This window comes from Pseudomonas sp. TCU-HL1, from assembly GCF_001708505.1.
Classification (GTDB): Bacteria; Pseudomonadota; Gammaproteobacteria; order Pseudomonadales; family Pseudomonadaceae; genus Metapseudomonas.
On record NZ_CP015992.1, the window covers coordinates 4,881,727 to 4,904,901 of the forward strand.

The 23,175-nt window shown below is 63.2% G+C and carries 24 protein-coding genes and 1 pseudogene; 15 read left to right on the top strand and 10 right to left on the bottom strand.

Annotated elements, in window-relative coordinates; all coding sequences use genetic code 11:
- Positions 1 to 6: 6 nt before the first annotated feature.
- Together THL1_RS22360 and THL1_RS22365 are read left to right on the top strand one after the other, a co-directional pair.
- Complete coding sequence (locus THL1_RS22360; RefSeq protein WP_069085274.1) at positions 7 to 1,278, top strand: virulence factor family protein; 1,272 nt, start codon at positions 7 to 9, stop codon at positions 1,276 to 1,278.
- Between the two features lie 80 nt (positions 1,279 to 1,358).
- Positions 1,359 to 1,907, top strand: a complete 549-nt coding sequence (locus THL1_RS22365; protein ID WP_069085275.1) for a cytochrome b — start codon at positions 1,359 to 1,361, stop codon at positions 1,905 to 1,907.
- Positions 1,908 to 1,994: 87 nt separating this feature from the next.
- On the opposite strand, the gene THL1_RS22370 is transcribed toward THL1_RS22365, so the two are convergent.
- Positions 1,995 to 3,899 (bottom strand): potassium transporter Kup, encoded by a 1,905-nt coding sequence (locus THL1_RS22370; protein ID WP_069085276.1) that lies wholly within the window; start codon positions 3,897 to 3,899, stop codon positions 1,995 to 1,997.
- A 208-nt stretch (positions 3,900 to 4,107) separates the two neighbouring features.
- Here THL1_RS22370 and rimO point away from each other — a divergent pair, with 208 nt between their 5' ends.
- The 6 genes from rimO to tsaA all read left to right on the top strand — a co-directional run bounded on the left by rimO (position 4,108) and on the right by tsaA (position 8,435).
- A complete protein-coding gene (rimO, locus tag THL1_RS22375; RefSeq protein WP_069085277.1) occupies positions 4,108 to 5,430 on the top strand; it encodes a 30S ribosomal protein S12 methylthiotransferase RimO in 1,323 nt (440 codons plus the stop codon).
- Positions 5,431 to 5,582: 152 nt separating this feature from the next.
- The gene (locus THL1_RS22380; RefSeq protein WP_069085278.1) at positions 5,583 to 5,933 is read left to right on the top strand and encodes a thiol-disulfide oxidoreductase DCC family protein; all 351 of its coding nucleotides are present in this window, start codon (positions 5,583 to 5,585) and stop codon (positions 5,931 to 5,933) included.
- Between the two features lie 49 nt (positions 5,934 to 5,982).
- Positions 5,983 to 6,624, top strand: coding sequence for a glutathione S-transferase family protein (locus THL1_RS22385; RefSeq protein WP_069085279.1), 642 nt, complete (start codon positions 5,983 to 5,985; stop codon positions 6,622 to 6,624).
- A gap of 96 nt (positions 6,625 to 6,720) precedes the next feature.
- On the top strand, positions 6,721 to 7,491 hold the full coding sequence (locus tag THL1_RS22390; protein WP_069085280.1) for an SDR family oxidoreductase: 771 nt from the start codon (positions 6,721 to 6,723) through the stop codon (positions 7,489 to 7,491).
- A 64-nt stretch (positions 7,492 to 7,555) separates the two neighbouring features.
- Positions 7,556 to 7,741: a hypothetical protein gene (locus THL1_RS22395; RefSeq protein ID WP_069085281.1), complete on the top strand. Its 186-nt coding sequence runs from the start codon at positions 7,556 to 7,558 to the stop codon at positions 7,739 to 7,741.
- 1 nt (position 7,742) lies between these two features.
- Positions 7,743 to 8,435: a tRNA (N6-threonylcarbamoyladenosine(37)-N6)-methyltransferase TrmO gene (tsaA, locus tag THL1_RS22400; protein WP_069085282.1), complete on the top strand. Its 693-nt coding sequence runs from the start codon at positions 7,743 to 7,745 to the stop codon at positions 8,433 to 8,435.
- Positions 8,436 to 8,517: 82 nt separating this feature from the next.
- Here tsaA and THL1_RS22405 read toward each other — a convergent pair whose 3' ends face one another.
- Positions 8,518 to 8,832 carry a putative quinol monooxygenase gene (locus tag THL1_RS22405; RefSeq protein WP_069085283.1) on the bottom strand — a complete coding sequence of 105 codons (315 nt, stop codon included), beginning with the start codon at positions 8,830 to 8,832 and terminating at the stop codon, positions 8,518 to 8,520.
- 60 nt (positions 8,833 to 8,892) lie between these two features.
- On the opposite strand from THL1_RS22405, the gene THL1_RS22410 reads away from it, so the two are divergent.
- Entirely contained in the window at positions 8,893 to 9,306 is a 414-nt protein-coding gene (locus THL1_RS22410; protein ID WP_069085284.1) for a VOC family protein, read from the top strand.
- A 53-nt stretch (positions 9,307 to 9,359) separates the two neighbouring features.
- Here the strand turns inward: THL1_RS22410 and fpr are convergent, their stop codons facing one another.
- Entirely contained in the window at positions 9,360 to 10,139 is a 780-nt protein-coding gene (fpr, locus tag THL1_RS22415) for a ferredoxin-NADP reductase (RefSeq protein ID WP_069085285.1), read from the bottom strand.
- Positions 10,140 to 10,267: 128 nt separating this feature from the next.
- Between fpr and THL1_RS22420 the strand changes: the two genes are divergently transcribed.
- Positions 10,268 to 11,194 carry a LysR family transcriptional regulator gene (locus THL1_RS22420; protein WP_069085286.1) on the top strand — a complete coding sequence of 309 codons (927 nt, stop codon included), beginning with the start codon at positions 10,268 to 10,270 and terminating at the stop codon, positions 11,192 to 11,194.
- 5 nt (positions 11,195 to 11,199) lie between these two features.
- Here the strand turns inward: THL1_RS22420 and THL1_RS22425 are convergent, their stop codons facing one another.
- On the bottom strand, positions 11,200 to 11,565 hold the full coding sequence (locus tag THL1_RS22425; RefSeq protein ID WP_069085287.1) for a diacylglycerol kinase: 366 nt from the start codon (positions 11,563 to 11,565) through the stop codon (positions 11,200 to 11,202).
- Between the two features lie 73 nt (positions 11,566 to 11,638).
- Positions 11,639 to 12,289 carry a response regulator transcription factor ErdR gene (gene erdR / locus THL1_RS22430; protein WP_069085288.1) on the bottom strand — a complete coding sequence of 217 codons (651 nt, stop codon included), beginning with the start codon at positions 12,287 to 12,289 and terminating at the stop codon, positions 11,639 to 11,641.
- Positions 12,290 to 12,416: 127 nt separating this feature from the next.
- On the opposite strand from erdR, the gene THL1_RS22435 reads away from it, so the two are divergent.
- Positions 12,417 to 13,397 (top strand): DMT family transporter, encoded by a 981-nt coding sequence (locus tag THL1_RS22435; protein ID WP_414703696.1) that lies wholly within the window; start codon positions 12,417 to 12,419, stop codon positions 13,395 to 13,397.
- On the opposite strand, the gene THL1_RS22440 is transcribed toward THL1_RS22435, so the two are convergent.
- Positions 13,398 to 14,108: a tRNA-uridine aminocarboxypropyltransferase gene (locus THL1_RS22440; RefSeq protein ID WP_069085290.1), complete on the bottom strand. Its 711-nt coding sequence runs from the start codon at positions 14,106 to 14,108 to the stop codon at positions 13,398 to 13,400. It abuts the gene before it with no gap.
- Between the two features lie 217 nt (positions 14,109 to 14,325).
- Here THL1_RS22440 and THL1_RS22445 point away from each other — a divergent pair, with 217 nt between their 5' ends.
- Together THL1_RS22445 and THL1_RS22450 are read left to right on the top strand one after the other, a co-directional pair.
- Positions 14,326 to 14,739, top strand: a complete 414-nt coding sequence (locus tag THL1_RS22445; protein ID WP_069085291.1) for a quorum-sensing-regulated virulence factor family protein — start codon at positions 14,326 to 14,328, stop codon at positions 14,737 to 14,739.
- Positions 14,740 to 14,969: 230 nt separating this feature from the next.
- On the top strand, positions 14,970 to 16,049 hold the full coding sequence (locus THL1_RS22450; RefSeq protein WP_069085292.1) for an LOG family protein: 1,080 nt from the start codon (positions 14,970 to 14,972) through the stop codon (positions 16,047 to 16,049).
- Positions 16,050 to 16,120: 71 nt separating this feature from the next.
- Here the strand turns inward: THL1_RS22450 and recX are convergent, their stop codons facing one another.
- The 3 genes from recX to THL1_RS22465 all read right to left on the bottom strand — a co-directional run bounded on the left by recX (position 16,121) and on the right by THL1_RS22465 (position 18,239).
- Positions 16,121 to 16,585: a recombination regulator RecX gene (gene recX, locus THL1_RS22455; protein WP_069085293.1), complete on the bottom strand. Its 465-nt coding sequence runs from the start codon at positions 16,583 to 16,585 to the stop codon at positions 16,121 to 16,123.
- Positions 16,586 to 16,592: 7 nt separating this feature from the next.
- A complete protein-coding gene (gene recA / locus THL1_RS22460) occupies positions 16,593 to 17,639 on the bottom strand; it encodes a recombinase RecA (RefSeq protein ID WP_069085294.1) in 1,047 nt (348 codons plus the stop codon).
- Between the two features lie 87 nt (positions 17,640 to 17,726).
- A complete protein-coding gene (locus THL1_RS22465) occupies positions 17,727 to 18,239 on the bottom strand; it encodes a CinA family protein (protein WP_069085295.1) in 513 nt (170 codons plus the stop codon).
- 70 nt (positions 18,240 to 18,309) lie between these two features.
- On the opposite strand from THL1_RS22465, the gene mutS reads away from it, so the two are divergent.
- On the top strand, positions 18,310 to 20,883 hold the full coding sequence (gene mutS, locus THL1_RS22470) for a DNA mismatch repair protein MutS (protein ID WP_145928370.1): 2,574 nt from the start codon (positions 18,310 to 18,312) through the stop codon (positions 20,881 to 20,883).
- A gap of 140 nt (positions 20,884 to 21,023) precedes the next feature.
- The gene (fdxA, locus tag THL1_RS22475) at positions 21,024 to 21,347 is read left to right on the top strand and encodes a ferredoxin FdxA (RefSeq protein ID WP_069085297.1); all 324 of its coding nucleotides are present in this window, start codon (positions 21,024 to 21,026) and stop codon (positions 21,345 to 21,347) included.
- Positions 21,348 to 21,919: 572 nt separating this feature from the next.
- Here fdxA and THL1_RS22480 read toward each other — a convergent pair.
- Positions 21,920 to 23,123, bottom strand: a pseudogene (locus THL1_RS22480) (ISL3 family transposase).
- Positions 23,124 to 23,175 lie beyond the last annotated feature (52 nt).

Here is a 23,175-nt window from a genome sequence, read left to right on the forward strand (position 1 = left end):
GTGCACATGCTCAAGCGCAACTGGCGACACCTGCTGCTGATCCTGATCCTCGCCCTGGTGGGTGCGGCCCTGCTGGTCTGGAGTCGCCCGGTGCCCCAGGCGAAACTCGACCGCCTCAAGCAGCCCGACGGCAGCCCCATCACCCTGGCCACCCCCGCTGGCGCGGTGCAACACCGCGTACTCCTGGTGGCCAACGGTGACCAGCGCCTGGCCGACGCCGACCTCCTGGCGCTGGCCCGCGGCAACAACGCCCGGCTCCTGCAACTGGACCTGCCAGCCAAAGACTGCACGGCCCAACAACAACGCCTGCAGCAGGCGCGCGAACAACTCGGCGGCGAGCCGACCCTGGTGGCTGGCATCGGCCCGGGTGCCGTATTCGCCTGGCGCTGGCTGGCCAGCCAGGCCGATGACAATGCCCGGGCCCTGTCCGTTGACTTCAGCCTGGATGCCCCGGACTGCTCCAGCGCCCTGCCGCAGAAAGCGCCTCACGGCCACTGGCTGGTGGCCTGGAACGACAACCCGGACGACCCCAGCGCCGCCTTCGCCCGTAACCAGGCCAACGCCGAAACCCTGATCAGCGACTACGACACCAGCCTGGTGCAGCTCCTGCTGCAACGCCTGCAAAGTCTGCTTCAGAGCCAGGGCGAGCCGTTGCCGGTGGTGGAAGTGCCCGCGTCAAAACCCGCCGGGACCGTGACCCTGTTCTATTCCGGCGACGGCGGCTGGCGCGACCTGGACCGTGCCGTGGCTGATGAAATGGCCAAGCGCGACTACCCGGTGGTCGGCATCGACGCCCTGCGCTACTTCTGGCAACACAAGAGCCCGGAACAAGGCGCCGCCGACCTCAGTCGGCTGATGAAGGAGTACCGCGAAAAATGGGGCGCCAGGCGCTTCGTGCTGGCCGGCTACTCCTTCGGCGCCGACGTGCTGCCGGCCTTCTACAACCACCTGCCCAAGGCGGACCAGGATCAGGTGGATGCCATCCTGCTGCTGGCCCTGGCCCGCAGCGGCAACTTCGAGATCGAAGTGCAGGGCTGGCTCGGCAAGGCCGGCCAGGAAGCCGCCACCGGCCCGGAACTGGCGAAACTACCGGCAGCCAAGGTGCTCTGCGTGTTCGGCAAGGAAGAGGCCAATGAAAGCGGCTGCACCCAACCGGGCGCCGTGGGGGAAAACCTCGAACTGCCCGGCGGCCACCATTACGACGAAAACTACCCGGCATTGGCGGAGAAACTGCTGGCAGCGGTGGCGAAACGCCAGGAATCAGTGGCCAAGGATTGACCCAGGTTCAGATTCGCTTAAGACAACGCGGTTATCCTGCCCGCCCGTTTCGCCATAAAAGACGAGAAAGAGGAACCGTGATGAGTCTCAACAACACACCTGCCCGCTATGGGAGCCTGTCCATCACCCTGCACTGGCTGATGCTGGTGCTGATCGCCGCCGTGTATGCCTGTATCGAATTGAAGGGCAACTTTCCCAAAGGCAGCGACACCCGCGAACTGCTCAAGCAGTGGCACTTCATGCTCGGCATGGCCGTGTTCTTCCTGGTCGGGCTGCGCCTGATCGGGCGGATGATCGCGCCAACGCCCGCCATTCAGCCCGCTCCGTCAGGCTGGCAGAACGCGCTCTCCAAGCTGATGCACCTGGCGCTTTACGCCCTGATGATCGGCGCGCCCCTGGCGGGTTGGCTGATCCTCAGCGCCGCCGGCAAGCCCACCCCCTTCTTCGGCCTGGAACTACCGGCCCTGATCGGTCCGAACAAGGAACTGGCCGGGCAGATCAAGGAACTCCATGAACTGGCGGGCACCGCCGGATACTGGCTGATCGGCCTGCACGCGGTGGCGGCGCTGTTCCACCACTATGTGAGCCGGGACAACACTCTGGTGCGGATGCTGCCGGGACGCGGCTAAGCGCCCTGTCCGGTAGGGTGCGCCGCACGCACCGGCCCCCTCGCGCGGTGTTGCGGCGCACACGGCGCACCCTACTTTCCGTCCCCCTCAGATCTCCACCTGCGTCCCCAGTTCTATCACCCGGTTCAGCGGCAGGTTGAAGTACTTCAGGTTGCTGTTGGCGTTCTTCAACAGGAATGCGAACAGCGCTTCGCGCCAGCGCGCCATACCGATGCGCTTGGTGGGAATGACCGTCTCGCGGCTGAGGAAATAGGTGGTGCTCATCGGGCTGAAAGCCAGCTCATTGAGATGACAGAGCTTCAACGCCGCCGGCACGTCCGGCTCCTCGATGAATCCGAAGTGAAGAATCACCCGGAAGAAGCCATCTCCATAGGCATCCACCTCGAAACGCCGGTCCGCCGCTACCCGCGGCGTGTCCTCGCCCACCACGGTCAGCAGCACCACCTGCTCGTGCAGCACCTGGTTGTGCAGCAGGTTATGCAACAGCGCGTGGGGCACGGCGTCCGTCCGCGCGGTGAGGAACACGGCGGTGCCTTGCACCCGGTGCGGCGGCTGCGAGCGGATGCTGGAGATGAACAGGGGCAACGGCAGCGCGGTTTCGTCCAGACGCTCAACCACGATCTGCTTGCCACGCTTCCAGGTGGTCATCAGGACAAACAGCGCGGCACCGGCGACAACCGGGAATGCACCGCCCTGGAAGATCTTCGGCACGTTGGCGGCAAAGAACAGGCTGTCGACGAAGAGAAAGCCCAGCAACACCGGAATCGCCAGCCACCAGGGGGTTTTCCACAACAGCAGCATCACCACGGACACCAGCAGCGTAGTGATCAGCATGGTGCCGGTCACCGCCACGCCATAGGCCGAGGCCAGCGCACTGGACGACTCGAAGCCCAGCACCAGCAGCACCACGCCCACCATCAACGCCCAGTTCACCGCGCCGATATAGATCTGCCCCTGCTCCTGCTGCGACGTGTGCTGCACGAACATGCGCGGGATGTAGCCCAGTTGCATGGCCTGGTGGGTCAGGGAGAACGCACCGGAAATCACCGCCTGGGACGCAATTACCGTCGCCAGGGTGGACAGCAGCACCATGGGCAATAGCGCCCAGCCCGGCGCCAATAGATAGAAGGGGTTACGCGCAGCGGAAGCATCACCGAGGATCACCGCGCCCTGGCCGAAGTAATTCAGCACCAGGCCCGGCAGCACCAGGTAGAACCAGGCGCGGGCGATGGGCTTGCGGCCGAAGTGACCCATATCGGCGTAGAGCGCCTCGGCTCCGGTCAGGGCCAGCACTACTGCTCCGAGTATGGCCACGCCCACGCCCGGATGGGTAATGAAGAAATGCACGCACCAGTAGGGATTCAGGGCCTTGAGCACCTCGGGCTGCTGGACGATCCCGAAGACGCCGAGAGCACCCAGCACGCTGAACCAGAGCACCATGATTGGCCCGAAGAAGATGCCGATCCGCGCGGTGCCGTGCTTCTGGATCAGGAACAACCCCACCAGCACGATCAGTGACAAGGGTACGACCCAGTGGCTGATACCGTCGAACGCCAGGTCCAGGCCCTCGATGGCCGACAGCACCGAAATCGCCGGTGTGATCATGCTGTCACCATAGAACAGCGCGGTCCCGAACAACCCGAGCAGCAGCACCGCCGCCTTGAGTCGCGGATACGACTTGGCGGCCCGCTGCGCCAGCGCGGTCAACGCCATGGCGCCGCCCTCGCCATCGTTGTCGGCACGCAGGATGAACAGCACGTACTTGATCGATACCACCCAGATCAGCGACCAGAAGATCAGGGACAGTATCCCCAGGACCCCATCGTGATTGACCTGGACCCCATACTGTTCGGAAAACACCTCCTTGAGGGTGTACAGCGGGCTGGTACCGATATCGCCGTAAACCACCCCGGCGGCGGCGACCAGAAGGCCGAACCCTGAGGCCGTATGTCCGGCGTGGGGCTCGGCGGGTTGAGTGATGCTCTCGCTCATCTGAACCTTCCTGCTGATGACTGTTGGCGCGCAACGCCTCATTAGCCTTCCCGGCAACGAGAAGCATCCCGCTTTCGCTCCGCCAGCTTCCTACAGGCTAGCTGCGAAATGACAACAGATGAGGGTGGAAATGGCCTTCGCCTGCCGCTAGAATTGCGCACTTTTTGATCAGAGGCGCCCTTCCGAGCGCCCATCGAGGTTAGCCGCAATGTCCACCGCCACCCCCAAAGTCGGATTCGTCAGCCTGGGTTGCCCAAAGGCCACAGTCGATTCCGAACGCATCCTCACCCAACTGCGCATGGAAGGTTACGAGATCGTACCGACCTACCAGGATGCCGACGTGGTCGTGGTCAACACTTGCGGTTTCATTGACAGCGCCAAGGCCGAATCCCTGGACGCCATCGGCGAGGCCATCGCCGAGAACGGCAAGGTAATCGTCACCGGCTGCATGGGCGTATCCGAAGATTCCATTCGTGATGTGCACCCGAGCGTGCTGGCCGTGACCGGCCCGCAGCAGTACGAGCAGGTAGTCAGCGCCGTGCACGAGGTCGTGCCTCCCAAGGCCGACCACGACCCCTTCGTCGACCTGGTCCCTCCGCAGGGTATCAAGCTGACCCCGCGCCACTACGCCTACCTGAAGATCTCCGAAGGCTGTAACCACAGCTGCAGCTTCTGCATCATCCCCTCCATGCGCGGCAAGCTGGTCAGCCGCCCGGTGGGCGATGTGCTCTCCGAGGCCGAGCGCCTGGTCAAGGCCGGCGTGAAAGAGCTGCTGGTGATCTCCCAGGACACCAGCGCCTACGGCGTCGACCTCAAGTACAAGCTGGACTTCTGGAACGGCCAGCCGGTCAAGACCCGCATGCTGGAACTGTGCGAGGCACTCTCCGCCATGGGCGTGTGGGTACGCCTGCACTACGTCTACCCGTACCCGAACGTGGATGACGTGATTCCGCTGATGGCCGAAGGCAAGCTGCTGCCCTACCTGGACATCCCCTTCCAGCACGCCAGCCCGAAGGTGCTCAAGTCCATGAAGCGCCCGGCTTTCGAAGACAAGACCCTGGCGCGCATCAAGAAGTGGCGCGAGATCTGCCCGGACCTGACCATCCGCTCCACCTTCATCGTCGGCTTCCCCGGCGAGACAGAGGAAGACTTCCAATACCTGCTGGACTGGCTGACAGAAGCCCAGCTGGACCGCGTTGGCTGCTTCCAGTACTCGCCGGTAGACGGCGCCCCGGCCAACGACCTGAGCCTGGAACCGGTGCCGGACGATGTGAAACAGGACCGCTGGGAGCGCTTCATGGCGCACCAGCAGGCCATCTCCACCGCTCGCCTGCAGCTGAAGATCGGCCGTGAAGTCGAAGTGCTTATCGACGAAGTCGACGACGAAGGCGCCGTGGCCCGCTCCTGGGCGGACGCGCCGGAAATCGACGGCAGCGTGTTCATCGAATCCACCAGCGTGAAGCCGGGCGACAAAGTGCGCGTGCGCATCGTGGATGCCGACGAGTACGACATGTGGGCCGAGTTGGTCTGATGTGATGTTGTGCTGAAAGAGCCCCGCTGATGCGGGGCTCTTTCTTGGTACAGCTGATGCACTGTGACTGAACACAGAGGTCGAATCGAGTCGTAGGATGTGGCGAGCGGCGTTCCGCTGGAGCGCAGCGATCCCCATCACCGGAGCCCGCCATGCTCAAGGTCTTCTACGACGGCGCCTGCCCCCGCTGCATCGCCGACCGCCGCTGGTACGAATCCCTGCCCCGCGCCACCGAAGGCGTGGAATGGATCGACATCACCGGTCGCGACGCCGAACTGCGCGTCCTCGGCATCGATCCCTACCTGGCCCTCACCGAACTCCATGTTCAGGACGAGAGCGGCCGCCTCTACCGCGAACTCGACGCCTACATCCTCCTGCTGTCCCGTGTCCCCAGGCTGGCACCGCTGGCCTGGCTGATCGGCCTGCCTCTGGTCAAACCACTCCTGTCGCTCGCTTACCGCCACTGGGTACTTCGCCGGCTGCGCCGCAGCGGCAGGGCCTAGAGCCAGGGTCTAGACTCGCTCCATCCACGGACCAAGCGGAACCACAACAATGACCCCACAAAACCGCCAGGTAACCCTCTATCACTGCCCTTACACCCGCTCCACTGGTGCCCTGACGCTGCTGGAAGAACTCGGCGCCGACTACAAGCTCCACGTGATGAACATGAAGCTCGGCGAGCAGCGCCAACCTGAGTTTCTCGCTATCAACCCCATGGGCAAGGTGCCCACCCTCACCCATGGCGACGCGGTCGTGACCGAGCAGGTGTCAGTCTATCTCTACCTTGCCGACCTCTACCCCGAAGCCAGGCTGGCACCACCGCTGGGCGACCCGTTGCGCGGGCCTTACCTACGCTGGATGGTGTTCTACGGCTCCTGCTTCGAGCCAGCCGTGGTAGACCGGGTACAGCAGCGCGAGCCCATCCCCGAGGCTCGCTCGCCCTACGGCGACTTCGACAGTGTGATGAAAACCCTGGTCGCGCAATTGCAGAAAGGCCCCTGGTTGCTGGGTGAACAGTTCACCGCCGCCGACGTGCTCTGGGGCAGTGCGCTGAACTGGACCACGCAGTTCGGGCTGATCCCGGAAGTGCCGGCGATCAAGGGCTACATCGCCCGTTTCATCGAACGCCCGGCCTACAAGCGAGCCCTGGCCAAAGACGCCGAACTGGCCGCCGCCCAGGCCGCACCGGCCTGAAATGCCGCTGTATTCCGCGCCTCGATAATGCCCCCGCCCCGGCACAGTCGGGGCTAGGGTATGGGCCTTTCCAGGCTCACTCGCGAGGACTGCAGCATGCACCCCTACTTCAACCTCCAGGGTCGCACCGCCCTGGTCACCGGCGGCACCCGTGGTATCGGGCGGATGATTGCCCAGGGCTTCCTTGAGGCGGGTGCGCGCGTGTTCATCTGCGCTCGCGATGCCGAAGCCTGCCGTGAAGCCGCTGCCGAACTCTCGGCCTTTGGCGAATGCCACGGCCTGACGGCCGACCTTTCCAGCGAGGAAGGCGCCAAAGCCCTGGCCGACGCACTGCAACAGCACCTCGAACAGCTGAACATCCTGGTGAACAACGCCGGCACCACCTGGGGCGCTCCCCTGGAAAGCTACCCGGTGAAGGGCTGGGAGAAGGTCATGCAGCTCAACGTGACCTCGGTGTTCAGCTGCATCCAGCAACTGCTGCCGCTGCTGCGCGCGGCCGGCAATGCAGCCAACCCGGCGCGGATCATCAACATCGGTTCGGTCGCGGGCATCACCTCCCACGGCGAGGAAGCATATGCCTATGGCCCGAGCAAGGCCGCGCTGCACCAGCTGTCGCGCCTGCTGGCGCGGGAGCTGGTGGGCGAGCACATCAACGTCAACGTCATCGCCCCCGGCCGTTTTCCCAGCAAGATGACGCGGTTCATCGCCAGCGATCCTGACGCCATGGCGCGCGATACCGCGCTGATCCCGATGAAACGCTGGGGCCGCGCCGAGGAAATGGCCGCACTGGCCATCAGCCTGGCCAGCACGGCGGGCGCTTACATGACCGGGAACATTATCCCCATCGACGGTGGTTTCCACCTGTAACGCATCGCTTGCGCAGCGCATGGGCCGGCGCTAGGGTAGCCGCGCTATCCACCGGACTCCGCCCATGCGCCTCGCCCTCCTGACACTTCTACTCACCCTCGCAGCTTCGAGCTTCGCCGCGCCGGCACCCTTCTTCATCTGGCAGAGCAAGCTGGATGGCGCGCTGACCTGCGCCCAGACCAGCCCCGGCGAAGGCTGGCAGCGCTTGGGCGGGCCCTTCCGCGACGCCGGCTGCCGCGTGTCCTACTGATATGCAGCACAGCGTTTCCCCAGTCGGCTACGTCCGTTCCTGCTTCAAGGAAAAGTTCGCCATACCCCGCCAGCCCCACCTGGCGCCTGCCGCCCGTGGCGTGCTGGAACTGGTGCCCCCCTTCGACAGCGGCGATGCCGTGGCGGGGCTGGAACAGGTCAGCCACATCTGGCTGCTGTTCCTCTTCCACCAGGCCCTGGAAGACAAGCCACGGTTGAAGGTACGCCCGCCGCGCCTGGGTGGTAACCAGTCCATCGGCGTGTTCGCCAGTCGCTCCACCCACCGCCCCAACGGTATCGGCCAGTCGGTGGTGAAGCTGGAGAAGGTGGAGGCCGGGCGCCTCTGGCTGTCCGGCATCGACCTGCTGGACGGTACGCCGATCATCGACATCAAGCCCTACGTGCCCTACGCCGACTGTCAGGACACTGCGCTGAACGCGATCGCCGATGCCGCGCCGGAACTGATTCCGGTGGACTGGGCCCCCGCCGCCCTGCTCCAGGCCCGCGAGCATAGCCAGCGCCTGGGCGAGCCCCTGGCCGAGCTAGTGGAGCAGTGCCTGGCCCAGGACCCGCGCCCGGCCTACCAGAAGCCCGAACCCGAACGCCGCTACGGGGCGCGGCTGTGGGATGTGGATGTTCGCTGGCACTACCCCGAGCCGGGGCGGATTCGTGTTCTGGAAATCGCGCGGGGCTGATTCCGGGTGGATCACGCCTCATCGATCCACCAATGACGCTCGACGCTGGCGACGATGGTGGAAATGAAGAGCGATTTCTACCCTACGTGGCGAGCTGGCGGGCAGCGTTGAGCGCCAGGGAATCCGCCTCGATGGCGTCCTGCTCGAGGATCAGCGGGTTGATCAGCGGCCGGCTGGCAAGGAAATGCGGGGTCAGCATGTGCGCCTCGAAGGCGGCTTCGTCGGTGTAGACCTCATAGAGCCAGACGAGATCGGGGTCGCTGCGGTCTTGCAGTACATCGAACACCAGGCAACCGGGCTCATCGCGCACCGAAGCCGCGGCGTTGATGCGCATGGCATCCATGAATGCGTCCAGGCTACCGGGGCGCAGGCGGGTCTTGAGAAGAAGGCAGTACACGTTTAACTCCGCTTTGTCTTATATTTCCATAAAATTGTATACAAAACTGGAGTCAAAGAAATGCCCAGCCGTCCAAGCCGCCTCAACGGCCTGCGTCATATCGCCATCGTCGTGCCCAATCTGGAGGAGTGCGAACGCTTCTACGTGGAGGTGCTGGGCATGGAAGTCCTAAACCGCGCCAATGAAGACCTGGTCTACCTCACCTGCGGCAATGACAACCTGTCCCTCGGCCGAGCCTTCGCTCCCAGCAGCGGCGTGCAGGCGGTGGACCATTACGGCTTCGTGGTAGACAGCCTTGAAGAGCTGGACGCCTGGTACCACTACCTCAAGGCCCAGGGCGTGACCATGCTGGACCGTCCCTTCGCCCATGGCGACGGCGCCCACAGCTTCCATGTACTGGACCCGGCCGGGAACAAGATCCAGCCCATCTATCATCCGGCCATCTCCGGGCAGCGTTTCAGCTTCCCGGTGTGACACCCGGAAACGACAGAGCCCGCCAATTGGCGGGCTCTGTCTTGGGGCAGCGCTTACTTCTCGACGAAGGCTCGCTCGATCAGGTAATCGCCCGGCTCACGCATACGCGCGGAGATCTTCAGGCCGAAGCTGTCGAGAACTTCGCTGGTCTCGTCGAGCATGCTAGGGCTACCGCAGATCATGGCGCGGTCGTCCTGCGGGTTGATCGGCGGCAGGCCGATGTCTTCGAACAGCTTGCCGCTGCGCATCAGGTCGGTCAGGCGGCCCTGGTTCTCGAAGGGTTCGCGGGTAACGGTGGGGTAGTAGATCAGCTTGTCTTTCACCGCCTCACCGAAGAACTCGTTCTGCGGCAGGTGCTCGGTGATGAACTCGCGGTAGGCTACTTCGTTCACGTAGCGCACGCCGTGGACCAGGATCACCTTCTCGAAGCGCTCGTAGGTTTCCGGGTCCTGGATCACGCTCATGAAGGGCGCGAGGCCGGTGCCAGTGCTCAGCAGGTAAAGGTGCTTGCCGGGGTTCAGGTCATCGAGAACCAGCGTGCCGGTGGGCTTCTTGCTGATGATGATCTCGTCGCCTGCCTTCAGGTGCTGCAGCTGGGAAGTCAGCGGGCCATCCGGCACCTTGATGCTGAAGAACTCCAGGTGCTCTTCCCAGTTCGGGCTGGCAATGGAGTAGGCGCGCATGAGCGGACGGCCACTGGGCTGCTGCAGGCCGATCATGACGAACTGACCGTTCTCGAAGCGCAGGCCCGGATCGCGAGTGCACTTGAAGCTGAACAGCGTGTCGTTCCAGTGATGAACGCTGAGGATGCGCTCGGAGTTCATGTTGCTCATTTACGGGGGCTCCGAAAATTTGGAAGTCGCCAGCGCCCCTGGAGGGGGTGCAATTGCGCGCCATTGTAATGACCGCCACAATATCTGTTAACTGAATTATCAAGATATAGGTTATCGGTTATATAGATATGCGATTTACTCTCCGTCAGCTCCAGGTGTTCGTCGCGGTCGCCCAGCAGGAAAGCGTGTCCCGCGCGGCTGAGCAGCTGTCCCTGTCGCAGTCCGCCACCAGCACCTCGCTGACCGAACTGGAGCGCCAGTCCAGTTGCCAATTGTTCGATCGCGCCGGCAAGCGACTCAGCCTCAACGCCCTGGGTCGCCAACTGCTGCCCCAGGCCGTGGCCCTGCTGGATCAGGCCCGGGAGATCGAAGACCTGCTCAACGGCAAGACTGGCTTTGGCTCCCTGGACGTCGGCGCCACCCTCACGGTAGGCAACTACCTGGCGACCCTGCTGATCGGCGCCTTCATGCAGCGCCATCCCGAGTGCCAGGTGAGCCTGCACGTGCAGAACACGGCGAACATCGTCCAGCAGATCGCCCTCTACGAACTTGATCTGGGTCTAATCGAAGGCGATTGCCAACATCCGGATATCGAGGTCCAGCCCTGGGTAGAGGATGAGCTGGTGGTGTTCTGCGCACCCCGCCATCCCCTGGCCGCAAAAGGCCAGGCGAGCCTGGAGGAGCTGAGCCGGGAAGCCTGGGTCCTTCGTGAGAAGGGCTCGGGCACCCGGCTGACCTTCGACCAGGCGATGCGCCATCACCCCACGCCGTTGAATATCCGCCTGGAGCTGGAACACACCGAGGCCATCAAGCGCGCAGTGGAATCGGGCCTGGGCATCAGCTGCATCTCGCGGCTGGCCCTGCGCGACGCCTTCCGCCGCGGCAGCCTGGTGCCCGTGGAAACCCCTGGGATCGACCTGCGCCGGCAGTTCTATTTCATCTGGCACAGGCAGAAGTACCAGACCGCTGCCATGCGCGAATTCCTCGATCAGTGCCGGGCACTGACTGCGGGGGTCAGCCGGAGCGACGAGATCGTGCTACCGCCGATCGCCTGAGAACCTCAGCCGAGCAGAATCGTTGCCCAGACTGCGGTAATCAGGGTCAGTGCGGTGAACTGCGCAGCGCTGCCCATGTCCTTGGCATTCTTCGACAACGGATGTCGCTCGAGGGAAATGCGGTCGATGGCCGCTTCCACCGCCGAATTCAGCAACTCGACGATCAGTGCGAGCAGGCACACGCCGATCATCAACGCGCGTTCGCCGCGGCTGACATCAAGGAAGAACGACAACGGGATCAGCACCACGTTGAGCAGCACCAATTGACGGAACGCGGCTTCCCCGGTGAAGGCGGCGCGCAGGCCGTCGAGGGAATAGCCGGCGGCGTTGAGGATGCGTTTGAGGCCGGTCTGGCCTTTGAATGGCGACATAGAAGACGGAACTGAAGAAAAGGAGCGCGCAGCCTAGCGCAACGCGCTTCAAATTTGCGTGAAATGACCCGGATCAGGCCGAAGGAATCGATTCCATCTGTTGCAGCAGCAGCGCGGCCTGGGTACGGGTCCGCACATTGAGCTTGCGGAAGATGGCCGTAACGTGGGCCTTTACCGTGGCTTCGGACACATGCAGCTCGAAGGCGATCTGTTTGTTCAGCAACCCCTCGCAGACCATGGTCAACACACGGAACTGCTGGGGCGTCAGGCTGGCAAGGCCCTCGCTGGCGGTCTTGGCTTCGTCGGACAGGGCCTGGGCCTCTTCCAGTTGAGGCGGCCACCAGGTATCGCCATCGAGGACCGCACGCACAGCATTCTGGATGACTTCGAGCGGACTGGATTTGGGAATGAATCCGCTGGCGCCGAACTCGCGGGAACGCGCCACCACTGCGGCTTCTTCCTGGGCGGAGATCATCACAACCGGGATCTGAGGGTACTGTCCACGCAACAACACCAAGCCGGAGAAACCGTAGGCGCCGGGCATGTTCAGGTCCAACAGGACCAAGTCCCAGTCGGCGCGCTCGGCCAGGCGGGTTTCGAGCTCGGCAATGCTCGCCGCTTCCGCCAGCCGCGCATCCGGCCCGAGGCCCAGGGTCAGGGCTTGCTGCAGGGCGCTGCGAAACAGCGGGTGGTCATCGGCGATGAGGATTTCGTATGAGGCCATGGGCATGTCCTTTTTGTAATGGGCCCAGACACGCCTCTCCGGGGGTGAGGAGAAGCTTTTCGGCACGACGGGATACGCTGGCCAGGCCCGAAGCTTGATACAGGCAGGCCGTAAAGCGGCGCTCAGCATGCCGAGCCGGAACGGGGTGGTCAAGTCGAACGCTTTGCGGCAAAGTTCTCGGCTTTTCCCGTCGAGAATCTCCATGCGAAGCCAAGCCCTGCGCGCCGACATCCTGATGCTGATCACCGCTGCCATCTGGGGCGCGGCCTTCGTTGCCCAGCGCCTGGGCATGGACGCGATCGGCCCCTTCCTTTACACCGGCCTGCGCTTCACCCTCGGCGCCCTCATCCTCCTGCCGCTGCTGCTGATCCTGCCCAGACCCGCGGTGAAGCAACCGCTCAACCGCGGCATGTTATTGGGCGGCCTGCTTATGGGGCTGGCGCTGTCGCTGGGCATCAATCTGCAGCAGGTGGGCCTGCTCTTCACCACGGTCACCAACTCCGGTTTCATTACTGGCCTCTACGTCATCATTGTGCCGCTACTGGGCCTCTTCCTTGGCCATCGCACGGGCCTGGGTACCTGGCTGGGTGCCTGCCTGGCGGTGGTGGGGATGTTCCTGCTCAGCGTCGGCGAAGGCTTCCACGTTGCGTCCGGCGACTGGCTGCAACTGGCCGGCGCCTGCGTCTGGGGCGTGCACGTGCTGCTGGTCGGTTTCTTCGCCAGCCGCTATGACCCGATCCGTCTGTCCATCCTGCAGTTCGCAGTCTGCGCGGTGGTCAGCCTGGTCCTGGCGGTCGTATTCGAGGAAATCAAGGTCGACGCCATTCTTCAGGCTGGCCCGGCCATCCTCTATGGCGGCGTGATCGCCGTCGCCATCGGCTACACCTTGCAAGTCGTGGCGCAACGTCATGCCATTGCCTCGCACGCGGCCATCATCCTGTCGCTGGAAGCGGTGTTCGCGGCCATTGCCGGCGCCCTGCTGCTGGACGAATCCCTCCACGCACGCGGGTACTTCGGCTGCGCCTTGATGTTCGTCGGCATGCTGGTGGCCCAACTCTGGCCGCAAAAGCACCTGCCGCAGCCCGAGCCCGCAAAGGCGCCCGCCTGATCAGAGGAAGGCGCGCAATGCCTGGTGCGCCGGGCTCTCCTCATCCAGGGGCAGGGCCCGCTTGGCGTCGAGATAGCGCTCGGTAAAAACATCCAGGTAAGCATTCAGCGCGGCCCCCGCCTGCTCATCCCCAGCCAACTCCAGACACAAGGCCCCGACTTCCGCGGTGCACAGGTGCTCGTCACGCTTGGAACGGCGCAGGCGATAGCGGGATATCTGCTCGGGGGTCAGGCTCAGCACCGGGAAGCGATCCAGGTAAGGGCTCTTGCGAAACATCTTGCGGGCTTCGGCCCAGGTGGCGTCCAGCAGGATGAACAGCGGTCGCTTGCCCTCCTCGGCCTCCACTCGGTCCACGACTCGCTCGGGCTCCACGTATTCGCCGGGGAACACCAGATAAGGCTGCCACTGCGGATCATCCAGCAGCGCCAGCAGCACCTCATCCACCTCGGTGCGGGACCAGCCGAATGCCCAGGTATCCGGCACCAGGTCGGCGATCAGCCAACCGGTATTGCTCGGCTTCATGGGCTCCGAGTGGTACATCAGCAGGCACGCGCCCGAACGCACAGGCACCTCGGGGCGCCAGGCACAGAAGCAGTATTCGAAGGCCACTCGGCATCCCGGGCAGCGAGGCGACCGCGAGCCACGGGCGACAAAGGGACGGGTACTGCGCGCAAGGCATTCGGCGCGCAGGCGAAAAACAGCGTGACTCATCGAAGCAGATTCCAGTAAAGCGGCCCGGCACCCGGCGCATTCCAGATCGGCAACGGGCGGCCACTTTCGGCAGTAGGAGGAAGATCTGGCAAATTCTACCAGAGGCGCAGGACGTCGCTGGCGACCGTCTGGAACAGATTTTCCACGCGACAAGCGTTGCCTGCGAACGCACAATTGCCGCGCTGGTCAAACAGCTACTTTTCGTTAGGAGATACCCATGCTGCGCCTCACCGCCCTCGCCCTCTGTGCGACCCTGCCGTTCTGCGCCCAGGCCGCCTCGCTCAAGGACTACGAGCTGACCAAGATGCTCGAGCAAGTTGCCAAGGAGAGCAGCGCTGGCACGCCCCGGGCAATCAATGAGGACATCCTCGACCAGGGCTACACGGTAGAAGGCAACGAGCTGGTGAACCACCTCAGCGTTCGCGAGACACACGCCGCACAGATGCGAGCGAACCCGGACGCCGTGCGCGCTCAACTGGGCGCCAGCGTTTGCCGCAATACCGGCTACCGCCAGCTGCTGGCCCGAGGCGCCGGCCTGCGTTACGAGTTCGGCGAGTACAAGACCAATCGCCCGGTAAGTTCCGAGCGTTTCATTGCTCAGGACTGCGGCCTGAAGGCCAAGTCCAACTGATCGGGCGGACGGCGCTCCTGCCCGGGGAGCACCGCACTGCGACAGCTTTCTCCCCGTCCGTATCCCGCCATGTACTGATCCGGACACGTCGATTCGTTTCATTCGAAGTGCGGCGAACTGGAAAAGATCCGGCCCCTGCCGCAAGCTGTAGTTGAGCGGCTCGACTGGGTCGCCCGGATTCCGGACATGGCCAGCGGAGCTGCTCTGAGATAATGAGCAAGGAGAACGCTATGCCCTATGATCCGGACGACTATCTCTCCCGGCATTTCCAAACCAGCGGCATCGACCTGACCCAGAAAGTCGATGAACTGATCAACCTGACCGTCCCAAGCGGCAGCCCGAACCTCGCCCTCTACCGCGAAATGCTGATTACCGTGGTGCGCATGGCCCAGGCCGACCGCAATCGCTGGGACGCCAAGATCATGCTGCAGACACTGCGCGAAATGGAGCACGCGTTCAGCGTGCTGGAACAGTTCAAACGGCGACGCAAAGTGACAGTCTTCGGCTCGGCCCGAACGCCGGAAGGCCACCCGATCTATACACTCGCCCGCCAACTGGGCGCCGAACTCGCCAAGCGCGACCTGATGGTCATCACCGGCGCGGGCGGCGGCATCATGGCCGCAGCCCATGAAGGCGCGGGGCTGGAAAACAGCCTGGGGCTGAACATCACCCTGCCCTTCGAGCAGCATGCCAACACCACGGTGGACGGTACCGAACATCTGCTGTCGTTCCACTTCTTCTTCGTGCGCAAGCTATTCTTCGTCAAGGAAGCCGACGCGCTGGTGCTCTGCCCGGGAGGCTTCGGCACCCTGGACGAGGCACTGGAAGTGCTGACGCTGATCCAGACCGGCAAAAGCCCGTTAGTGCCGGTGGTATTGCTGGATGAACCGGATGGGAGCTACTGGGAGGACGCCATCGGTTTCCTGCACGAGCAACTGGAGCGCAACCGCTACATCCTCCCCAGCGACATGAACCTGATGCGCCTGGTGCGTAACGCTGACGAGGCTGCTGCGGAAATCGCCCAGTTCTATCGCAACTACCACTCCAGCCGCTGGCTGAAGAACAACTTCGTGGTTCGCATGAATCACGCCCTCAACGAGCGGGCACTCGGCCAGATTCAAGAGCAGTTCGCCGACCTCTGCCTGGAGGGTGATTTCAGCCAGCAGATGTACTTGGAATCCGAGAAGGATGAGCCGGAGTTCAGCGAGCTGATTCGTCTGGCTTTCCGCTTCAATGGCCGTGACCACGGCCGCCTGCGGGAACTGATCGACTTCATCAACCTGCCGCAGCATTGGGCCGGCAAGGCCTGATCCGAATTTTCAGACACCCCTCCAGCAACCAGCCATGCGCATACGCGCATGGCTTAAGGCTGCCCGCACAATCAGTCGTCGGGATTACCCCGCAGGAGGCGGCTGATCATCTCCATGGAATAACCACGGTAGGCAAGGAATCGGCCCTGCTGGGCACGCTCACGGGCATCCTGGGGCAGTCGGCTACTGAACTTGCGGCGCCAGACGTCACGCAGCTGTTCGCTCCAGTCGACATCGGCCTCGCGCAGGGCTCGGTCGATATCGCTACGAGGCAAGCCGCGTTGTGCCAATTCCTCACGGATGCGCTGTGGTCCGTAGCCACCGCGAGCGCGGCTGGCAATGAAGCTTTCGAGATAACGGGATTCGGAGAGCAGGCCCTCTTCCATCAAACGGTCGAGAGCACTGTCGATCAACTCGGGGGGGGCGCCGCGCTGACGCAGCTTGCGCGTCAGCTCGACTCGCCCGTGTTCGCGCTGCGCCAGCAGATCCATGGCGGCCCGCCGCACGGCGGCTGGGCTGTCGAGCACAACGGGCATGGTGGGATCAGAGGTCTACGTCGGCCAGGTCATCGACCGAAGCGTTCGCTTTGTTGCTGGCCGTGGAGTTGACCAGCAGCTTCTCGCGAATGATCTTCTCGATGGCGCTGCCGACTTCCAGATTGTCTTCCAGGTACTTGGCGGCGTTGGCCTTGCCCTGGCCGATCTTGTTGCCCTGGTAGCTGTACCAGGCGCCGGACTTCTCGACCAGGCCCAGCTGCACGCCCAGGTCGATGATTTCGCCGGTGCGATAGATACCCTTGCCGTACATGATCTGGAACTCGGCTTGACGGAAGGGCGGTGCCACCTTGTTCTTCACGACCTTGACGCGGGTTTCGCTGCCTACCACTTCCTCGCCTTCTTTGACCGCGCCGGTACGACGGATGTCGAGGCGCACGGAAGCGTAGAACTTCAGGGCGTTACCACCAGTGGTGGTTTCCGGGTTGCCGAACATCACACCGATCTTCATACGAATCTGGTTGATGAAGATAACCAGGCAGTTGGCGTTCTTGATGTTACCGGTGATCTTGCGCAGCGCCTGGGACATCAGGCGCGCTTGCAGGCCAACGTGGGCATCGCCCATCTCGCCTTCGATTTCGGCCTTGGGCACCAGAGCCGCCACGGAGTCAACGATGATCACGTCAACAGCATTGGAGCGCACCAGCATGTCGGTGATTTCCAGTGCCTGCTCGCCGGTGTCCGGCTGGGATACCAGCAGGTCGTCGACATTCACCCCGAGTTTACCGGCGTAGTCCGGGTCCAGTGCGTGTTCGGCGTCGACGAAGGCGCAAGTGGCCCCCATCTTCTGGGCTTCGGCGATGACAGAGAGGGTCAGGGTGGTCTTACCGGAGGATTCCGGACCGTAGATCTCGACGATACGGCCTTTCGGCAGGCCGCCGATGCCGAGGGCGATGTCCAGGCCCAGGGAGCCGGTGGAAATAGCCGGAATGGCCTGGCGGTCGTGGTCGCCCATGCGCATGACCGCGCCTTTGCCGAACTGCTTCTCGATCTGGCCCAGGGCAGCAGCCAAGGCGCGCTTCTTGTTCTCGTCCATTGAAGTCCTCACTAAAATCAAGAGGGCCTGGCGGCCACCAACAACTGTATAAGTAGACAGTATTATTCCATAGGGCAAGTCGCTCGCCTACCCCTGGGTGGCTTTTTCTCCTGCAGCTAGTCGGATCAATCCCTGAAGCGCCTCGGCGACGGTCTGCCGGCGCACGGCCAATCGATCCCCCGGAAAATGGCGGCGCACGGCCTCCACAGCACGTCCATTTCCCCAGGCGAGCCAGACAGTACCCACCGGCTTCTCCGGCGAGCCGCCATCGGGTCCGGCGATACCACTGACGGCCACCGCAAAACGCGCACCGCTGCGCTCCTGGGCACCTCGCACCATAGCCTCGACCACCTCGCGGCTGACCGCCCCAACCTTGGGGAAAAGCTCGGCCGGCACCGCCAGCTGTGAGGTCTTCTGCTGATTGGAATAGGTGACGTAGCCCGTCTCGAACCAGGCCGAACTGCCTGGAATACGGGTGATGGCCTCGGCGATGCCACCTCCCGTGCAGGACTCGGCGGTGCTGACCAACTCACCGCGAGCCTTCAATTCTTCGCCCAGGCGGGCAGCCAGCAAAGTCAGCTCATCTTCGGTAACGGACATGTGCACTCCGGGGTTAAAGCGGGCCAGCGGGATACCGTACACTAGCGCCTTTTGCACGCAAGGCCAGGCAATGAGTCAGAGCGATCTCAGCGACCACACCCCCATGATGCAACAGTACTGGAAGCTGAAGAACCAGCATCCGGACCAACTGATGTTCTACCGCATGGGCGACTTCTACGAGATCTTCTACGAGGATGCCAAGAAAGCCGCCAAGCTCCTCGACATTACCCTGACCGCCCGCGGGCAATCGGCAGGCAAGTCGATCCCCATGGCCGGTATTCCCTTCCATGCGGTCGAAGGCTACCTGGCCAAGCTGGTCAAACTCGGCGAGTCCGTGGTGATCTGCGAGCAGATCGGTGACCCGGCGACCAGCAAAGGGCCCGTCGAGCGGCAGGTCGTCCGCATCATTACTCCAGGCACGGTCAGCGACGAGGCGCTGCTCGACGAACGCCGCGACAACCTGCTGGCTGCCGTACTGGGCGATGAGCGCCTGTTTGGTCTGGCGGCGCTGGATATCACTAGCGGTCGCTTCAGTGTTCAGGAAATCAAAGGCTGGGAAAACCTGCTGGCCGAGCTGGAGCGCCTAAACCCCGCGGAACTGCTGATTCCCGATGACTGGCCCCAGGGACTTCCGGCCGAGAAACGTCGCGGCGTGCGGCGCCGCGCCCCCTGGGACTTCGACCGCGACTCCGCGAAGAAGAGCCTGTGCCAGCAGTTCGGCGTTCAGGACCTCAAGGGTTTCGGCTGCGAAACCCTGACCCTGGCCATCGGCTCCGCCGGCTGCCTGCTGGCGTATGCCAAGGAAACCCAGCGCACCGCCCTGCCCCACCTGCGCAGCCTGCGCCATGAGCGCATCAACGACACCGTCATCCTCGACGCCGCCAGCCGCCGCAACCTGGAGCTGGATGTGAACCTCTCCGGCGGCCGCGACAATACCCTGCAATCGGTCATCGACCGCTGCCAGACCGCCATGGGCAGCCGCCTGCTGAGCCGCTGGCTGAATCGCCCGCTGCGCGACCGCGCCGTGCTGGTTGCCCGTCAGGACGCTATCGACTGTCTGCTGGATCGTTACCGTTTCGAAGGCCTGCAACCGCAATTGAAGGAGATCGGCGACGTCGAGCGCATCCTCGCCCGTATCGGCCTGCGCAATGCGCGCCCGCGCGACCTTGCCCGACTCCGCGACGCACTGGCCGCCCTGCCGCAACTGCAGGGGGCCATGACCGAACTGGAAGCACCACACCTGCAGACACTGGCCGGCGGCATTTGCACCTATCCGGAACTGGCCGACCTGCTGGCCCGAGCAGTCATCGACAACCCGCCAGCCGTCATTCGCGACGGCGGCGTGATCAAGACCGGCTACGACACCGAGCTGGATGAACTGCAGGCGCTCAGCGAAAACGCCGGCCAGTACCTCATGGACCTGGAAACCCGTGAGAAGGCCCGCACCGGCCTGCCTAACCTGAAGGTCGGCTACAACCGCATCCACGGCTATTACATCGAGCTGCCGCGCGTGCAAGCCGAACAGGCACCGGCTGACTACATTCGTCGCCAGACGCTGAAAGGTGCCGAGCGCTTCATCACGCCGGAACTGAAGGCCTTCGAAGACAAGGCGCTATCCGCCAAGAGCCGTGCCCTGGCGCGGGAAAAGCTGCTCTACGACGAATTGCTGGAGCTGCTGATCGTGCAACTCGGGCCATTACAGGATACTGCCGCGGCACTAGCTGAACTGGACGTTTTGAGCAACTTCGCCGAGCGCGCGCTGAACCTTGACCTGAATCGCCCACGCTTCGTCGATGAGCCCTGCATGCGCATCAACCAAGGCCGTCACCCGGTAGTGGAACAGGTGCTGGATACGCCGTTCGTAGCCAACGACCTGGCGCTGGACGATGCCACTCGCATGCTGATCATCACCGGCCCGAACATGGGCGGTAAATCGACCTACATGCGCCAGACTGCGCTGATCGTACTGCTCGCCCATATCGGCTGCTTCGTGCCGGCGGCCAGCTGCGAACTGTCGCTGGTCGACCGCATCTTCACCCGTATCGGCTCCAGCGACGACCTGGCCGGTGGTCGCTCTACCTTCATGGTGGAAATGAGCGAGACGGCCAACATCCTGCACAATGCCTCTGCCAGCAGCCTGGTGCTGATGGACGAGGTGGGCCGCGGCACCAGTACCTTCGACGGCTTGTCGCTGGCCTGGGCAGCGGCCGAGCACCTCGCCCGCCTGCGCGCGTTCACCCTCTTCGCGACTCATTATTTCGAGCTGACCGTGCTGCCGGAGAGCGAACCCGTCGTGGCCAACGTTCACCTCAACGCGACTGAGCACAACGAGCGGATCGTGTTCCTGCACCATGTGCTGCCCGGCCCGGCCAGCCAGAGCTATGGTCTGGCGGTGGCGCAGTTGGCGGGGGTGCCGGGTGATGTGATCCAGCGTGCCCGCGAGCATCTGGCACGCCTGGAAACCACCAGCCTGCCCCACGAGACTCCGCGTCAGATCCCCGGCCTGCCCAACGCGCCCATGCAAAGCGACCTCTTCGCCAGCCTGCCGCACCCGGTGCTGGACGAATTGGCGAAGATCAAGCCGGATGATCTGACGCCCCGGCAGGCGCTCGAGCTGTTATATACACTGAAGTCACGCATCTAACCCCTAAACCGCACAAGCTGATAGAATCCCGCGCGCTCTGGAATACACCCGGGAATCAGCCTGCCCGGCGCCGCGAGTTCCCGAGCCGAGAAGCCGGATATAGAAGGCTTCCGAGCCGCCGCTTGAGGAGAAGAATAGAAATGACCTTCGTCGTCACCGACAACTGCATCAAATGCAAATACACCGACTGTGTGGAAGTCTGTCCGGTGGACTGCTTCTACGAAGGCCCGAACTTCCTGGTCATTCACCCGGACGAGTGCATCGACTGCGCGCTTTGCGAGCCTGAATGCCCCGCGCAAGCCATCTTCTCCGAGGATGAAGTGCCTGAGGACATGCAGGAGTTCACCGAACTGAACCGTGATCTGGCTGAAGTCTGGCCAAACATCACCGAGAAGAAAGACTCCCTGCCCGACGCCGAAGAGTGGGATGGCGTCAAAGGCAAGCTGGAGCACCTGGAGCGCTGATCCACTTCCGCAGCCCCAACGCAAAAAGGCCCGCATCTGCGGGCCTTTTGCTTTTCTGCGGACGAAAAAAGGGGCGGGGATTACCCGCCCACTCTTTTGTCCCTATTCCCTGTAGTCCTTGCTCATCATCCTGATGAATCGCATCCGGCGATGTCCTTGGTCGATGTCCTTATCAACCTGCATACATCCTGTACGCAAGAGTGATATTAGCGATCCGGGAGGAACGAGCAAGCGCGTGGAAGTGCCCGAAAAGAGCGAAAAAGCTCGCACACATAAAATTAAAGATCATATATTTCAACAGCTTACTAATTATCCACTTCCTATCCTCACCATTCTCGAGCAGCAATTTCCTCCAATCACGTACATAGCATGTAAGCGATGGCTTACATTGCAATGTATAAAAGAGGATCTCCTTGCCTTTCCATGTCACCAAGTTGCATCACTGCGAACGCGATCAAGCAGCAGGTAGCCGCGCTCGGAAACGGGAGCAAACCCTTGCACCAATGCTTCCTCTATCGATCGGAAAAGCACCGGAGCGACCTATCGAAGATCACATCGCTATAAAAAAGGGTTCATCGCGCTTTCCCGGGGAAGGCGTCCTTGATTTTCAGGAAGAAGTACGCCGAGTCCCGGAAACCATAGGCCATGCGCTTGATCGCCTTGATGCGGTTGTTCACGCCCTCCAGGACGCTGGTGTGCATGGGGAAGCGAGCACTGGCGAGGATGCCCCGGAGCGTATTTGCGCAGGTTGCGGGCGAAGCGTTGGAGCGGCGCGAGGCCGCTGTCCCGGGCGTGCCGCAGCCAGGTTCGCCAGCGCCGCCAGCCTTCCCGCACGCTGGGGGCGTACCAGACTTCCTTCAGCGCATCCTTGAGCACATAGACCGTGGCCAGTGGCTGGTTGGCCGCGAGCAATTCCTGCAACTGCACGGCCTGCCCGTCCTTGAGGTTCTCGCGATTGCGCAGCAACAGCCAGCGGCTTTGCTTGACCACCTTGCGCGCCGGTTTGTCTTCGCGCAGGAGGTTGGCCTGGTCGACCCGGATGCGGTCGATCACCTCACGGCCGTAGCGCGCCACCACATGGAACAGGTCGTACACCACTTCGGCCTGCGGGCAGTGCTGCTGCACTTCCAGGTCGAAAGCGGTGTTCATGTCCATCGCCACCGCCTCGATCTGCTGGCAGCGCGCGCCGAGCAACTCGAAGAACGGGCGAATGGCCTCGCGGCTATTGCCGTGGCCGACCCACAACACGCGCGTGCGCTCGGCATCCATGATCACCGTGGCGTAGCGATGGCCCTTGTGCAGGGCAAACTCGTCCATCACCAGGCGGCGGACGTCGCCCGGCTCGAAGGTCCCGACTTCGGCTTCCAGGCGGCGTTTGTCCAGCGTCTTGAGGGTGTGCCAGTGCAGGCCGGTGAGGCGGCTGACGTGGCTGATCGGCAAGAGCTGCAAGAGGCTTTCGAGCCAGACCTGCAAGCGTCGAGTCAGCCGTGAGGCCGGCTCCAGCCAGTCGATCCGCTCGGTCACCCGCCCACAACCCAGGCAGTCGACGCGGCGCACGGGCAGTTGGAGCAGGACGCGCTGATCCAGCAGGTCACGGTCGCGCACCTGGCGGATACGCCGCTCGTGGATCAACGGGCTGGGCTGCAGGCAGCGCCCACATCGGGGCACTCGGTCGACCTGGGGCTCCAGTTCAATCAGCAGGGTGTGTTCAGCAGCGGGACGACAGGCGACGACCTCGTAGCCTGGCCAGAAAGCGGCAAGATCAATAGGATGCATGGCGACAGCAGGGCGTGGGGGTTGGTGTGTTTGGCGACTGCCAATTTACCCG

Coding starts and splice junctions, on each gene's coding strand:
- fpr (WP_069085285.1), bottom strand. CDS start 10,139: ATGAGCAACATGAACTCCGAGCGCATCCTCAGCGTTCATCACTGGAAC.
- THL1_RS22360 (WP_069085274.1), top strand. CDS start 7: ATGCTCAAGCGCAACTGGCGACACCTGCTGCTGATCCTGATCCTCGCC.
- THL1_RS22370 (WP_069085276.1), bottom strand. CDS start 3,899: ATGAGCGAGAGCATCACTCAACCCGCCGAGCCCCACGCCGGACATACG.
- tsaA (WP_069085282.1), top strand. CDS start 7,743: ATGCAGCACAGCGTTTCCCCAGTCGGCTACGTCCGTTCCTGCTTCAAG.
- THL1_RS22395 (WP_069085281.1), top strand. CDS start 7,556: ATGCGCCTCGCCCTCCTGACACTTCTACTCACCCTCGCAGCTTCGAGC.
- THL1_RS22410 (WP_069085284.1), top strand. CDS start 8,893: ATGCCCAGCCGTCCAAGCCGCCTCAACGGCCTGCGTCATATCGCCATC.
- erdR (WP_069085288.1), bottom strand. CDS start 12,289: ATGGCCTCATACGAAATCCTCATCGCCGATGACCACCCGCTGTTTCGC.
- rimO (WP_069085277.1), top strand. CDS start 4,108: ATGTCCACCGCCACCCCCAAAGTCGGATTCGTCAGCCTGGGTTGCCCA.
- recX (WP_069085293.1), bottom strand. CDS start 16,585: ATGCCCGTTGTGCTCGACAGCCCAGCCGCCGTGCGGCGGGCCGCCATG.
- THL1_RS22440 (WP_069085290.1), bottom strand. CDS start 14,108: ATGAGTCACGCTGTTTTTCGCCTGCGCGCCGAATGCCTTGCGCGCAGT.
- THL1_RS22380 (WP_069085278.1), top strand. CDS start 5,583: ATGCTCAAGGTCTTCTACGACGGCGCCTGCCCCCGCTGCATCGCCGAC.
- recA (WP_069085294.1), bottom strand. CDS start 17,639: ATGGACGAGAACAAGAAGCGCGCCTTGGCTGCTGCCCTGGGCCAGATC.
- fdxA (WP_069085297.1), top strand. CDS start 21,024: ATGACCTTCGTCGTCACCGACAACTGCATCAAATGCAAATACACCGAC.
- THL1_RS22420 (WP_069085286.1), top strand. CDS start 10,268: ATGCGATTTACTCTCCGTCAGCTCCAGGTGTTCGTCGCGGTCGCCCAG.
- THL1_RS22390 (WP_069085280.1), top strand. CDS start 6,721: ATGCACCCCTACTTCAACCTCCAGGGTCGCACCGCCCTGGTCACCGGC.
- THL1_RS22365 (WP_069085275.1), top strand. CDS start 1,359: ATGAGTCTCAACAACACACCTGCCCGCTATGGGAGCCTGTCCATCACC.
- THL1_RS22385 (WP_069085279.1), top strand. CDS start 5,983: ATGACCCCACAAAACCGCCAGGTAACCCTCTATCACTGCCCTTACACC.
- THL1_RS22450 (WP_069085292.1), top strand. CDS start 14,970: ATGCCCTATGATCCGGACGACTATCTCTCCCGGCATTTCCAAACCAGC.
- THL1_RS22435 (WP_414703696.1), top strand. CDS start 12,417: ATGCCGAGCCGGAACGGGGTGGTCAAGTCGAACGCTTTGCGGCAAAGT.
- THL1_RS22465 (WP_069085295.1), bottom strand. CDS start 18,239: ATGTCCGTTACCGAAGATGAGCTGACTTTGCTGGCTGCCCGCCTGGGC.
- THL1_RS22425 (WP_069085287.1), bottom strand. CDS start 11,565: ATGTCGCCATTCAAAGGCCAGACCGGCCTCAAACGCATCCTCAACGCC.
- mutS (WP_145928370.1), top strand. CDS start 18,310: ATGAGTCAGAGCGATCTCAGCGACCACACCCCCATGATGCAACAGTAC.
- THL1_RS22445 (WP_069085291.1), top strand. CDS start 14,326: ATGCTGCGCCTCACCGCCCTCGCCCTCTGTGCGACCCTGCCGTTCTGC.